Annotated in this window: 9 protein-coding genes; 2 read left to right on the top strand and 7 right to left on the bottom strand. The window is 62.2% G+C overall.

What is annotated here, in order from left to right; genetic code table 11:
- The first annotated feature begins 25 nt into the window (after window positions 1-25).
- Entirely contained in the window at window positions 26-1,873 is a 1,848-nt protein-coding gene (locus tag G8E10_RS13275) for an ABC transporter ATP-binding protein (RefSeq protein ID WP_167129598.1), read from the top strand.
- Window positions 1,874-1,939: 66 nt separating this feature from the next.
- On the opposite strand, the gene G8E10_RS13270 is transcribed toward G8E10_RS13275, so the two are convergent.
- From G8E10_RS13270 to G8E10_RS13245, 7 genes are all read right to left on the bottom strand, one after another.
- On the bottom strand, window positions 1,940-4,183 hold the full coding sequence (locus tag G8E10_RS13270; RefSeq protein WP_343289755.1) for a methyl-accepting chemotaxis protein: 2,244 nt from the start codon (window positions 4,181-4,183) through the stop codon (window positions 1,940-1,942).
- Between the two features lie 261 nt (window positions 4,184-4,444).
- Complete coding sequence (locus G8E10_RS13265; RefSeq protein ID WP_245420178.1) at window positions 4,445-5,653, bottom strand: GNAT family N-acetyltransferase; 1,209 nt, start codon at window positions 5,651-5,653, stop codon at window positions 4,445-4,447.
- Between the two features lie 77 nt (window positions 5,654-5,730).
- The gene (locus G8E10_RS13260) at window positions 5,731-6,870 is read right to left on the bottom strand and encodes an LLM class flavin-dependent oxidoreductase (protein ID WP_167129596.1); all 1,140 of its coding nucleotides are present in this window, start codon (window positions 6,868-6,870) and stop codon (window positions 5,731-5,733) included.
- Entirely contained in the window at window positions 6,867-8,540 is a 1,674-nt protein-coding gene (locus tag G8E10_RS13255) for a dipeptide ABC transporter ATP-binding protein (protein WP_343289751.1), read from the bottom strand. The genes G8E10_RS13260 and G8E10_RS13255 overlap by 4 nt, the downstream gene beginning before the upstream one ends.
- The gene (locus tag G8E10_RS25970) at window positions 8,537-9,376 is read right to left on the bottom strand and encodes an ABC transporter permease (RefSeq protein ID WP_110802112.1); all 840 of its coding nucleotides are present in this window, start codon (window positions 9,374-9,376) and stop codon (window positions 8,537-8,539) included. The genes G8E10_RS13255 and G8E10_RS25970 overlap by 4 nt, the downstream gene beginning before the upstream one ends.
- Complete coding sequence (locus G8E10_RS13250; RefSeq protein ID WP_165906798.1) at window positions 9,373-10,407, bottom strand: ABC transporter permease; 1,035 nt, start codon at window positions 10,405-10,407, stop codon at window positions 9,373-9,375. The genes G8E10_RS25970 and G8E10_RS13250 overlap by 4 nt, the downstream gene beginning before the upstream one ends.
- A complete protein-coding gene (locus G8E10_RS13245) occupies window positions 10,404-11,969 on the bottom strand; it encodes an ABC transporter substrate-binding protein (protein WP_245506914.1) in 1,566 nt (521 codons plus the stop codon). The genes G8E10_RS13250 and G8E10_RS13245 overlap by 4 nt, the downstream gene beginning before the upstream one ends.
- 372 nt (window positions 11,970-12,341) lie before the next feature.
- Here G8E10_RS13245 and G8E10_RS13240 point away from each other — a divergent pair, with 372 nt between their 5' ends.
- The gene (locus G8E10_RS13240) at window positions 12,342-14,099 is read left to right on the top strand and encodes an ABC transporter substrate-binding protein (protein WP_167129592.1); all 1,758 of its coding nucleotides are present in this window, start codon (window positions 12,342-12,344) and stop codon (window positions 14,097-14,099) included.
- The last annotated feature ends 6 nt before the right edge of the window (window positions 14,100-14,105 follow it).

Genomic DNA, 14,105 nt, shown 5'->3' with positions numbered 1-14,105 from the left:
GAAGACAGAAACGATGGGAATGATCATGACGACGCAACAGGCCCACACCCGTCAGACCACGCCGGCAGAGGCGCAACCGGTGCTCTCCGTGGAGGCGCTGCGAACGTCGTTCCGTGTCGATGGCGCGTGGAAACCTGTCGTCCGCGATATCTCCTTCACCATCGCGCCCGCTGAGACCGTGGCGATCGTCGGCGAGTCGGGGTCCGGCAAGAGCGTTACGTCGCTGTCGATCATGCGGCTTCTACAGCCCGATACGAGCCGCATCGAGGGGCGGGTCATGCTGGGGGGCCGCGATCTCCTGTCCTTGCCCGAGCCGGAGATGCGCAAGGTGCGCGGCAACGATGTCGCGATGATTTTCCAGGAGCCGATGACCAGCCTCAATCCGCTGTTCACGATCGGCGACCAGATCTCGGAGGCGATCCTTTGCCACACGGCGATGAGCAAAGCGGACGCGCGCGCCGAAACCGTGCGCATCCTTGAGAAGGTTCGTATTCCCTCGGCAGCCTCGCGCTTCGACGAATATCCGCACCGCTTCTCCGGCGGCATGCGGCAGCGCGTGATGATCGCAATGGCGCTCGCCACCAAGCCGAAGCTGCTGATCGCCGACGAGCCGACGACGGCGCTCGACGTGACGATCCAGGGTCAGATCCTCGATCTCATCCGGATGTTGCAGGACGAGGAGGTCACCTCCGTCCTGTTCATCACGCATGACATGGGCGTGGTCGCCGAGATTGCCGACCGGACCGTCGTCATGTATCGCGGCGAGCAGGTGGAAACGGGACGCACGACCGACATCTTTCACCGAGGCCAGCATCCCTACACCCGCGCGCTTCTGTCCGCCGTGCCCGTGCTCGGTGCCATGCAGGCCTATCGCCGGCCCTTGCGTTTTCCAATGGTCGATCCGGCGACCGGACTGTCCGACGTCCCGGTCGAAGTCGCCGATACCGTCATTGCCTCAGGCGAGCCGATCCTGCAGGTCCGCAACCTCACCAAGCGCTTCGACATCCATACCGGTCTTCTCGGCAAGGTGAGCGGGCGTGTACATGCGGTCGAAAATGTCTCCTTCGACCTGCGCGCCGGTGAAACCCTGTCGCTGGTCGGCGAATCCGGATGCGGCAAGTCTACGACGGGACGTGCCATTCTCCGCCTCATCGAGCCAAGCAGCGGTTCGGTTCTTGTCGAAGGCCGCGAGGTTCTGACCCTTCCGAAGCGCGACCTGCGCGAGATGCGCAAGTCCGTGCAGATGATCTTTCAAGATCCGTTCGCCTCGCTCAATCCGCGCATGACGGTAGGAGCCGCGATTGCCGAACCGTATCTCGAGCACCGGTTGGGCAGTTCGAAGGAGGCAAAAACGATGGTCGCCGATCTCCTGGAGAAGGTCGGCCTTACCCCGGACATGGCGTCGCGTTATCCGCACGCGTTCTCCGGCGGTCAGCGCCAGCGGATCTCGATCGCGCGTGCGCTCGCCCTCTCTCCCAAGATCATCGTGGCGGATGAGAGCGTTTCGGCACTTGATGTCTCGATCAAGGCGCAGGTCATCAACCTGATGCTCGACCTGCAGCAGAGCCTCAACCTTGCCTTTCTGTTCATCAGCCATGACATGGCCGTCGTCGAGCGCGTCAGCCATCGTGTCGCCGTCATGTATCTGGGAGAGATCGTGGAGATCGGGCCGCGGAGCGCCGTCTTCGGCAATCCTCAGCATGCCTATACGAAAAAACTGATGTCCGCCGTGCCGGTCCCGGATCCCGACCGCCGGCGTGAAACGCCGATGGCCGCTGCCGAGGAACTGAGGAGCCAGATCCGCCCGGCAGATTACGTGCCGGTGCAGCGGGAATTCCGCGTCGTTTCCGAGGGGCACCTCGTCGCCATTTAGAGCGAACTGCGCGCGTTCACGTGAGCGCGCACAGACGCCGGCAACGATTCGCGACGTCCACGGATCTCAGAACTCTTCCCAGCTGTCTGTGGAGGGTTGAAGCGCCACGGCCGCCGAGGACCGTCCTGAAAAGGCCTTGCTGATCGTCTTGATCATCGCGCGCGGTGGAGATGCCGGAGGAGAGGACGGTGCTCTTTCAACGGGTGCCTGTCGGGGCCGCATCGACGCCCCGCTTGCCGAAGCGAACTGGAACCGTCCGACCAGCTCCTTGAGCCTTGCAGCTTCCATCGCCAGCGTCGCGCCGGCGGCATTGGCTTCCTCGACCATGGCGGCGTTCTGCTGCGTGACCTGATCCATCTGATTGACGGCGGTGTTGACCTCCGCAAGGCCCACGGATTGCTCCCGCGAAGAGGTCGCGATGGAATCCATGTGCTGGTTGATCGTGACGATGTAGGCCTCGATCGTCCGCAACGCATCTCCGGTCTGCTGGACGAGGTGAACCCCGCTCTGGACCTCGCCGGAGGAGTTCCGGATGAGATCCTTGATCTCCTTTGCGGCCTTTGCGGAACGCTGTGCCAGTTCGCGCACTTCCTGCGCCACGACGGCGAACCCGCGGCCGGCCTCGCCGGCGCGTGCCGCCTCGACGCCCGCATTCAAGGCCAGAAGATTGGTCTGGAACGCGATTTCGTCGATGACGCCGATGATGTTCGAGATCTGGCTGGAGGACTGTTCGATCTTGCTCATGGCATTGACGGCATCGCCCACCACCGTGCCGGAGCGTCGTGCGCTTTCATTGGCCTGGACGGCAACCGCACGCGCTTCCTCGGCGCGCTTCGAGGAATTCGAGACATTGACCGTGATTTCATCGAGCGCCGCGGCCGTTTCCTCCAGCGACGCTGCCTGTTGTTCCGTCCGCCGCGAAAGGTCGTCGGCGCTCTGGCTGATTTCGCGTGATCCGCTGTCGATGGATGCGGTTGCTTCCGACACGGAGGAAAGGGTCGTGCGGAGCTGTTCGACGGCCTGGTTGAAGTCGGTTCGCAGGCTCTCGAAGTCATGGTGGAAGGTTTCGGAAATGTGAAAGCTCAGGTCTCCCTCGGCCAGATGCTTGAGGCCGTCGGCAAGTCTCCTCGTCGCCTGGGTCATGGCTGCGGCGCGGGCGCTCTCCGTCTCGGTGGCGCGGCGCCGCTCGTCCTCGGACTGGCTGCGCTGGCGGTCTGCCTGTTCTTCGAGATCCCGTGTCTTGATGGCGTTGTCCTTGAACACCTGGACGGCGCGCGCCATGGCACCAACCTCGTCGGGCCGCTCTCCGCCGTCGATGGCGGCGTCCAGGTCACCCTTGGCAAGACGCGTCATGGTCGTCGTAATCCTGCCGATGACCGAGGCAAGCGAGCGGGCAAAGATCAGGAAACCGAGCAGCGACAGGATTGAAACGACCACCGTGCCGATGATCGTCATCCATAAGGCTTCCGAGGCCTCATCCACCACCGTGGTGACGTCCGATGCGATCTGGATAACGCCGATTGTCGCGCCTGAGAAATTGGTCAGCGGTCGAGCCTCGACGATATAGTGCCTGTCGGCGATGGTGACGTTAGCTTGCATCGTCTCTCCGGCCAGCACGGACGTGAGGCTTGCCTCCGGCAACAGGTCGCCTTCGAAGGTCGACGCCTGCTTGACCAACTTGCCATCGGCTTGGACGTAGACGGCGATCTCACCACCGATACGCTGAGCGACGGACGAGAAATAGTCGTTCGTCAGGCTCGTGCCCGCATCGACGACACCGACGACGACGCCGTCCTTCTTGATCGGAGCCGATGCGAACATGCTGACGGCTGTCCGTCCGGGTTCGATACCTGCAACCAGATTGCCGGACTGCAGCGCCTGGACGATGGTCTTGCGGCGTCCCTTCATGTCGTCGCCGAATTTGTCCGGCGTGTGAATGCGGGCAACGGCTTCACCGTTTGCATTGGTCACCGTGAGGAGCGTAATTCCGCCTTCCTTGACGATGGAAGACATGGCACCGGCGTAGCGCGCGATGATCGCTTCCCGCGCGTTGGACGCAATCAGCCCCGCCATCTCCGGCTCGCCGGCAAGGGCAAGAGCGATCGCCGAAGCCGTCTTCCGCTGCGCTGCCATATCCATCTCGACGAGAGCACAGTCCGCACTCGCCTCGTGTGCCAGCGTATCCGCTGTCGAGGCCGATTGCCGGTACGACGCGCTGCCGCCGATCGCAACAGCGGAAAAGAGCACGGCTGCAAAACCGTAGGCAGTGATTTTGATCCAAAGCGGACGTTTTACGACAGAATGAGCCACGAGATCCTCGGCAACTTGAGCAATGTAAGTTACGATGGACGGAACTCATAAAATATGAATGAATTTACAACCGGAGTCTGAACTAAACTTGGCGAGAACTGTCTTTTAGCGAGCGCTTTATCGTCATGCAGTCGTCCACTGGGTCATGCATGGCTGACACGTCATGCAGACGTCGCTTTCACCGGCCAGTCACCATCGCCGGAATGGGCTGATTGCCGCTGCCAAGAAGCATGATCGTATCGGTGGCGAGCGCGGCGATCTCTAAAAAGAAATCCCGGAATGCGGTTTGCGGCTGGTCTCGAACATGCGGTCGAGGTCTTCCACGGCTCCCTCGCAATCCGCGACGAGGCGCCCGGATGCGGCGAGATGGGCAGCACTTTGTGCCCCGAACAGGAGTGTGGCGAGGTCCGAGATGGTGACGGATACCGCCGGTTTTCCTGGACTTTTGACCGCGCCCGCAGGACCGACAGACCATATGCCGGCATTCTCGGGAAAGAGGTCGTCCTCGACCGCAAGGATGACGTCGCGTGTGCCGCCAGGACGACGCGCCGAAAGCAGGGCTTTGAGATCGAGGGGCCGTATCCAGCTTTCATCACGTTGGTCGGATATTTCCAAGGCGCGCGGATTGTCCAGAAGCAACGGCAACGGATCATCGACCGGCCGCGATGGAAAGACCACCCGATGCAGGATGTCCTGGCCGAAGAGATGGCCGTTCAGCGCGCGCCAGGCTTCACCGTCATGGGCAACGAGATCATCGACGATCACCGTGCGACGCGATGACGTGAACCAGTTCTCCGAAGGCTCGACATGGAAGCGCAGAAAACCGCGTTCACGACCCTGCTGGCCAAACACCACGGCGTGATGGGGCGTTGTGCCATGCGCGGTGCGGTATTCCTGCATCGACCACCACCCGTCCCATCGGGACAAGGTCGCAGCGCGGGGTTTCGGGTCGGTATCGGCGATCTTTCGGAACAGCTCGAAACTCTCACGGGCATCAACGATGCGAATTCCTTCGCGTGATGTGCCGGCGGCCAGCCGGGTGCGGGTGAGATCGATGTCCTGGCGGACCGACCAGGACGCAACGCCGTAGCCGTAGCGACCGTAGATGCGGGGATCGGATGCTCTGAGGCCCGCGACCACATAGCCATCGGCCCGGGCACGATGAAGCTGGTCGGCAAGAAGCCGGCGAGCGATCCCGCGACGGCTCGCCTCGGGAGAAACGCCGACATGCGTCACGGAGAGATGGCTGACGCGCTCACCGCCCGGCAGGATCACCGATGAATCATAGCCATTGACGACGCCGCGCAGAACATCGCCCTCGTAGCCGCCGAACGGCTTGCCGTCGCGGAGAAAGCGGGCTTCCGCTTCGGGGCTGCTGCGTCCCAGATCGCCGATGCCCAGCATGGCTTCCCGGAAGAGCGCAAAGGCCTGCCGCCGGCCGGCTTCGTCGGTGATCGATCGTATATCCATGCGAGAGCTTCCAGAGTTCATTCTGTTGGTCTTGAAGGCGGAGGCGGCCACGACGTGCGGCAGGGCTTGTCGCGTTGTTACGACGATATCGGCGCGAGGAGACCGCGCGCTCTGAGAATGGCTGCGGCGCCTTCGCCAAAGTGCCAGGCCTCTTCGAGATGGGGCTGGCCGGAAAGGATGAAGTGGTCGAAGCCGGCATGATGATAGGTTTCGATAAGGTCGGCGACCTGCGCATGGCTTCCGACCAGAGCCGTACCTGCCCCGCCGCGCACCAGGCCGTAGCCGGCCCAGAGACCGGGGTGGATTTCCAGGGCGCGCGCCGAGGTCGGCAGGCCTTCGCGCCCCGCGTTCAATGCCGACATCTGGCTCTGGCCGATGGACTCCGATTTGGCGAGCAGTTCCTGCGCCTTTCGCACCCGGTCCGGCGAGAGCCAGCCGAGCAGCTTGTCCGCCACGGCCCAGGCCTCATCTTCGGTATCGCGGGAAATGACGTGCAGCCGTACACCGAAGCGCAGCGAACGCCCACCGGCGGCGGCGCGCGCCTTGAGCGTGCGGATCGTTTCGGCCTCGACCGCTGGCGGGCGGCCCCAGACCAGATAGACGTCGGCATGCGCCACCGCCACATCCTGCGCTGCGGGGCTGGCGCCTCCGAAAAAGACGGGCGGCAGACCATGGGAACCGGTGTCGATACTGGCTTCGCGGATATCGTAGTGCTTGCCCTTGAAGGAAAAGGGACGGTCCGCGTGTGCCGAAGTTACGCCGCGGACCACGGACAGGAATTCCGCCGTCCGCTCATAGCGGGCATCGTGGTCCAGATGATCGCCGAAACGCGCCTGTTCGAAGCGATCGCCACCGGTGACGACGTTCAGAAGCAGACGACCGTCGGTCATTCTCTGGAACGTCGCCGCCTGATGGGCAACCAGCGTCGGCGATATCAGACCCGGCCGGAAGGCCACCAGGAACTTGAGACGCGTCGTTTCACGCGAGAGAGCGGCGGTCGCGATCCAGGCATCCTCGCACCATGTGCCGGTCGGCGTCAGCACGGCATGGAACTGTTGCGCCTCCGCGGCGCGGGCGACGTCGCCGAGATAGGCAAGCGTCGGTGGGCGGAAGCCGCCGGAAAATTCGACGATATGGCTATCGTTCCCGGAGCCTGTCAGACCCCGGCTGTCGCCATTCGTCGGCAGGTACCAGTGAAGATGAATGTTTCCGGTCATGCCGTATCCCGTTGAAGACGTTTGAGGTGAGGGAAGTCGGCCTCATGCGCCCGTCCCGGTATGGCGGCAAGCAGCGCGCGGGCGTAGGCGGATTGTGGCCTGTGCAGGAGGTCGTCGGTTGCCGCCGCCTCGACGATCCGCCCCTGCTGCATCACGGCAATACGATCGGCAACCTTCGCGGCAACCCGCAGATCGTGAGTGATGAACAGCATGGCGAGCCCGAGGTCGCGCTGTAGCTCCGCAAGGAGGTCCAGAACCTGCGCCTGGACCGACACGTCGAGCGCCGAGACCGGCTCGTCGGCGACGAGCAGTCTCGGCTGGTGCATCAATGCGCGCGCAAGGCCGATGCGCTGGCGCTGGCCACCTGAAAACGCATGCGGCTTGCGATCTGCCACGGACGCATCGAGGCCGACGCGCGCAAGGAGCATTGCCATACGCGCATGCGCCTCGGCCTTGCTCAGGCCTGCCCGCAGAACCGGTTCGGTCAGAATGCGGCGGACGTCGTGGCGCGGATTGAGCGAGGATTGAGGGTCCTGGAAAACCATCTGGACCGCCGGCCGCCGCTGCGATGTGAAAAGATCGCCGGCTCGTGCGATGTCGTCGCCGAACAGCCGGAAATGTCCGGCGTCCCGTTCGATCAGACCGGTGATCACCTGTCCGAGCGTCGACTTCCCCGAGCCGCTTTCGCCGACGAGCGCAAGCGTCTCCCCTTCGCGCAGTTCGAGGTCTACACCGTCAAGTGCGATGACCGATCGGCCTTTCGCCGCAAAGAACCCACGTCTGGCGGCATGGGTCTTTTCGATGCCGTCGAGTTCGAGAAGGGCGACGCGATCCGTGAGGGACGGCCGCCTGAGGGCATCGAGGGTCGGCACGGCGGCAAGGAGGCGACGTGTATAAGGCTGTTGCGGGGTATCGAGCACGGACCTTGCGTTGCCCACCTCGATGATCTCGCCGTTCTGCATGACGGCGACCCGATCTGCGATCTCGCGCACGACGCCGAAATCATGGGTGATGAACAAGACCGCCAGCTTATGGCTGACGCGGAGTGCCAGGATCAGCTTCAGGATTTCGGCCTGCGTCGTCACGTCGAGCGCCGTCGTCGGTTCGTCTGCGATCAGGAGGTCCGGACCGCAGGCCATGGCCATGGCGATCGCCACGCGCTGCCTCTGCCCGCCGGAAAGTTCGTGGGGATAACGCCGGCCGATCGTTTCGGGTTCGGGCAGTTGCATGGCGGAAAACAATTCGCCGATTCTTGCCGGCGAGGCGGGATGGCCATGCGCTTCCAGCGCCTCTGCAAGCTGACGCCCGACGGTCAGGAGCGGATTGAGCGCCGTCATCGGTTCCTGGAAAATAAAGCCGATCCTTGCGCCGCGCAGTCTGCGAAGCTGCGGCTCGTTGAGCGACAAGACATCCTGTCCGTCGAAAAGCAGCCGGCCCTTCGTCACCTGCAAGCCATCGCCCGGCAGAAGCCCAGCAATGGCGGAGGCCAGCACGGATTTCCCGGACCCGCTTTCGCCGACGATGCAGAGCACTTCGCCTCGGTCGATCGAGATCGTTGCACCGGAAACCGCGAATTTTCGGTCGCTGCCGGCTGGCAATGCGATGTCGATATTTTCGATGGAAACCAGAGGGGAGGGACGAGGCTGGGTCTGGGTCTGGGTCTGGGTCACGGGCCGGCTCTCCGGCTCCGCTTCGGATCGAGCCAGCGTTCCAGTCCGTCGCCCACCAGATTGAAGGCGAGCACGGTGAGGAAAATGGCAAGGCCCGGAAGCGTCGACAGCCACCAGTTGACGCTGAAGGCCGTGCGTCCGGACCCCAGCAGGAAGCCCCAGGACACGGCGTCGCGACTGCCGAGCCCGAGGAAACTGATGCCGGACTCGATCATGATGGCGCTGGCCAGAAGAAGCGACGACTGGACCACGATCTGCGGCAGGACATTGGGCAGGACATGCAGGAGCGCGATGCGAATGTGGGACAAACCGCTCACCCGCGCGGCCCGCACCCAGTCCAGTCGGCGAAGCGAAAGCACCTCTGCGCGCACGACGCGGACGATGGGCGGCCAGGCCATCAAGGCGATCGCAAGAATGACCGTCCAGCGTGTGGGAGAAAAGATCGCGACGATCATGATCGTCAGGAGGAACCCGGGAATGGTCTGGAAGAATTCGGTAAAGCGCATGAGCCCTTCGTCGATTGCCGCGCCGAGATACCCGGCCGCCAGCCCGATGGCGCTGCCCAAACCGACCGCGAAAGCAACGACGCTGAAGGCGACCACGAGCGTTGCGCGGCTTCCATGGACGAGACCAGCAGCAAGATCGCGGCCGAGCATGTCGGTGCCCGCCGGAAATCCGGGAGACAGTGGCGGCAGGTTGGGCCGTGCCACCATGCGCCATGGATTTCCCGGGTAGAGGAGATCGGCGAAGATGACGCAAAAGACGAGCAGGGCGAGGACGATCAGGCCGAAAAGGACGGGCAGTGTCAGGAAGGGGCGGCTTAAGCGGCGTTTCATGTTTTCCCCTCCCGTTCCAGACGCGGATCGATCAGCCGGTAAGCCGCGTCGGCGATCAGGTTGGCGATGATGACGCCAAGGGAGGACAGGATGAACACGGCGAGAAGCACATTGTAGTCGCGGCCCGAAAGGGCATTGAAGGCCAGTCGGCCGATGCCAGGCCAGGCAAAGACGGTTTCGACAAGGATGGAGCCGCCGATCAACTGCCCGGCCTGCAGGGATGCGACCGTGATCGTCGGCAAAAGCGCGTTGCGCAGCAGATGGTCGCGCCAGATCCGCCAGGGCGACAGGCCCTTGGCGCGGGCGGTGCGAATGAAATCCATTGCGGAAATCTGCAGGAGGGCCGTGCGGCTGACGCGTGCGTGGACCGACATGTAGAAGAAGCCGAGCGTCAGCACGGGCAGAACCATATGGGACAACCGGTCGCCAAGGGCGGCCCAGCCGCCGCGTGCCGAGACGGCGGTGGTTTCCATGCCGTAGGATGGCAGCCAGCCGAGTTTCACCGCAAAGACGATGATGAAGACGAGGCCGACCCAGAACATCGGCATGGCGAAAAAGGCGACCGAGATCGTCGTGATGACGACATCGACAGCCGATCCCGGCCGGCGTGCGGAAAGCGCCCCGAGTGTGACCCCGAGAACGATGGAGAACACGAAGGCGCTGCCGGTCAGAAGCAGCGTCGCGGGGACCTTCTCCAGAACGATGTCGAGGACAGGGCGCTGATCGCGATAGGAGATGCCGAAATCGAAGCTGGCGATGTTCTGGAGATAGCGCCAGAGCTGAAAGAGAAGCGGACCGTCGAGGCCGAGATGGTGGCGCAATTCATCGACGAAGGCCGGATCGCTGCCGCCCTGGTCTCCGGCAAGGATCAGGGCGGGATCGCCGGGCGCCAGCCGTACCAGCAGGAAGCTCAGCACGATGACCGCGAAAAGGGTGAGCCCTGCCTTGGCAAGCCGCAGCCCGAAGGCCCTGCCATAGGCCGCCGCGATCCCTTGTATCTGATGCCGCTGCGAGCGTGCCACTCGCGTCATTTCTTCAGCCAGACCGCGGCGAAGTTGTCGTCGGTGCCGAGCGCCGTCGTGATCAGGTCTTGGACCCTGTCGCGATAGAGGGTCGGGAAGACGATGTCATGTGTCCAGACCATCGGCACGTCGCGCGACAGGATCTGTTGGACCTTGGAGTAGATTTGCCGGCGTTTCGCATCGTCGGCTTCATGTGCGCCCTGTTCGAGCAGCGCATCGATTTCAGGATTGGAGTATCCGTTGACATTGCCGCCCGTGCTGCCGGCATTGTCGCCCTGAACGGTCCTGTAGCCATAGAGAATGCCGATGCCCGGATCGGCGGTCGTGTAGACGAAATTCTGGGCGATATCGTAATCGAACGTGGTCAGCCGCTTGAACCATCCGGCCACATCGACGGAGGCGATCTCCACCTTGATGCCGATGGCACCGAGCGCTTCGCGCAGATATTCGGCCTGACGCGACCACAGTTCGCCGTAGGGCAGAGGCACCAGCCTAAGGGTGAAGCGCGTGCCGTCTGCGTCGGCCTTGTATCCGGCCTTGTCGAGCAGAGCGGCCGCTTTTTCGGGATCGAACGGATAGACGGTCTCGACGCTGGTGTCCTTGTAGGACGACAGCCGTGAGAACGGGCCGTTGCTCGGCTTTCCATAGCCAGCGAATAGGGTGTTGATGATGAAATCGCGGTCGATGGCCTGAACGATCGCCTGGCGAACCGTCTGGTTGGCGAGGATCGGATTGCGATTGTTGATGTGGACGTAGCCGATCGGCTGTAGAAATTCCCATCCCGCTTCGCTGATCTTGACGCTGTCGAGAGCGGCAAGGCGCGGTATGTCGAAATTCTCGACATCGCCCGAACGCAGCACATCGACCTGTCCGGTCTCAAAAGCGATGGCGCGGGAATTGGCATCGGGAACGACCTGGAAGTCGATCTCGTCGAGATAGGGCTTGCCGGCATCCCAGTATGTTTCGTTGCGCACGAGGCGAATAATGCTGCCCTTCTTCCATTCCTTAAACTTGAACGGACCGGTACCGATGAATTCGCCATTGGCCGGCGCGCTGCGGAAGTCCGTGACGCCGACATATTTATGGGCCGGAACGATCGCGACGTTCAGCGTGCGCAGGAAGGCCGGGTAGGGTGCTTTCAGGGTAAAGACGACGGTGAACGCGTCCGGTGTCTCGATTCTTGCGATCTCGGCGCGCACATCCTTGGAACGCGCATGCTGCACCGGCAGGAAATCGCCGATGCTGAAGGCCACGTCCTTCGACGTGAACGGCTCTCCGTCGTGCCAGGTGACGCCATGGCGCAGCTTGAACGTATAGGTCTTGCCGTCAGGGGAAATGGTCCAGCTTTCCGCGAGCCGCGGAATGGGAGCGATATCAGTGGCGGAATAGCCGAGAAGCGAGTCGTAAATCTTGTTGCCGACGAAGGTGGCCGGGCCGAGGCGGTTGATGCCAGGGTTCAGCGATATCGGCTCCGGCTGGACGATGAGATGGAGCGTGCCGCCCTTCTCGGCGGACAATGTCGGCCCGGACGTCAGCGTCGCAACGATCAGCATGCCGGCGAAACGCAACATGTTCGATTTCAGAATCCGTCCGGACAGCATCTATAAACCCCTTACTCTATGGATTTAATAGGTATGCTACAGAATGGACGGCGAGACGCGGTGCATCCGTTCTAAAATGTCGAGCGTCCGGGGAAATCCTCTATCGCCGATATCGGAATTTCGAAGATTTGCGTTCGCGGATGTCGCGCATCGGTGTTTTTCCGACTGACGTTCCATTTGCGCATGTCTCGGGTGCATGACCTCAGATGCACATTTATTTCAATAATCAGGGTAATTCCGGCTCTAATTTTTCTCAAAGCGCTCACATCGAGAAGTTTCGCGCGTTTTGGTTTTCTCAAAAGACTATAAAAACTATAGATATTAAGTGTACGGGAGACCCCAATGACGCATTCCACTCGCCGATCCTCCCAGCGGATCGCGATCTCTGCCCTTTCAATCCTGTCAACCTTCGCTCTGCCGGCCAAGGCCGAGGAGCCGAAATTCGGCGGCACGCTGAGGATCGCCTCGCTGCAGGCCGATCTCGATGCCTTCGATCCCCTGACCGGCTACAGCACCGATTCCTGGGAAATCCTGCGCGCCGTCACCCGTCAGCTGGTCACCTATCCGGGCGCTTCCACGGACATCAAGGACGATACGCAACTGGTTCCCGATCTGGCGACATCCTGGGATGTCAGCGCCGACGGCAAGACCTACACCTTTCATCTGAAGGATGACGTCTTCTTCTCCGGGCCGACCGAGCGTAAGATCGTCGCATCCGATTTCGTCTACGGTATCAAGCGTTTCTGCGACCCGAACAAGCAGGTCGCGGCAATCAACTACTTCAACCTGGCGATTTCCGGCTTCAAGGCCTATTGCAAGGACTTCTCCAAGGTCGCGACCGGCGATTTGGCGGCATCCAAGGCCTTTATCGATAGCCACGATATCGCTGGCGTCTCCGCGCCTGACGAAAAGACGCTGGTCATCAAATCCGACACCAAGAACTATGATTTCCTCAATATCCTCTCGATGAACTTCGTCTCGCCGCTGCCGCCGGAAATCTCCTCGAAATATTTTCCGGACTCGGCCGAGTTCCGCAAGAACTTCCCCTCCAGCGGTCCCTATTTCGTCGAATCCTATCAGGACGGACAGAAGCTGATCCTGAAGAAGGCAAAGAATTTCAAGGCGGAAAGCGATCAGGCCCGCAAGGCCTATGTCGACGAGATCGTCGTCGATTTCACCGCCAACAGCGAAGACAGCATCGTCCAGAAGATCGAAGCCGGGGAAGCCGATCTTTCGCTCTATCTCGATGTTCCGCCGCGCAGCGCCATCCGCCGCTTCCAGACCCAGAAACAGGCGCAGCTGCATGCGTCCAACAGCGGTGCGGCCAATTTCATCACCTTCAACGCCCGGCCCGAAGCCAAGAGCGAAGGTGCGGATGCGCTGCGCAAGCTGGAGGTCCGTCAGGCACTCAGCTACGCGGTCAACCGCGCACATCTGGTCCAGATCCAGGGTGGGCCGATTTCCTCCGTGCCGCTCTCACAGATCATCACGTCGACGATCCTCGGCCACGAACCGTTCGATCCCTATCCGACCGAAGGTAGCAAGGGCGACCCGGCCAAGGCTAAGGAATTGCTCGCGAAGGCGGGTTATCCCAAGGGCCTGAAGATCGACGCCATCTATCGCACCACGGCGCAGTTCGAAGCCATTGCCGTCGCCGTCAAGGAAGATGTGGCTGCGGCCGGCATCGACCTCAACCTCATCCCGATCCCGCCCACCCAGTGGTATGCCTTCATTCAGGATGCCAAGAGCCGTTGGGACATCTCGCTCGGTTCGCAGTTCGCGCCCGATTGGCAGGGGCCAAGCACCCGCATGCTGCTGGGCGGCTGGCTGAATTCGGATGCGTCGCCGTGCGGCACCGGCAATGTTAGCTCCATCTGCTACAGCAACGCGGATCTGAACACGCTCGCGGCCGAAGCCTTCCCGTCCGACAATCCGGGACCGATCTGGGCCAAGGCAGACAAGATCGTCTCCGCCGATCTGCCCTGGATCCCGCTGTTCGAAAAGCGAAAGATCGCTCTGACTTCGGAGCGGATTACCCACTGGGCATGGTCGTCGCTCGCTGTTCAGGCCGACATCACCAATATCGCGGTCAAGAACTGAGCCTGG

This window comes from Ferranicluibacter rubi (assembly GCF_011603255.1).
Classification (GTDB): Bacteria; Pseudomonadota; Alphaproteobacteria; order Rhizobiales; family Rhizobiaceae; genus Ferranicluibacter; species Ferranicluibacter rubi.
Note: the sequence above shows the minus strand (reverse complement) of the source record. Positions and strands in the feature narration are given on the sequence as shown.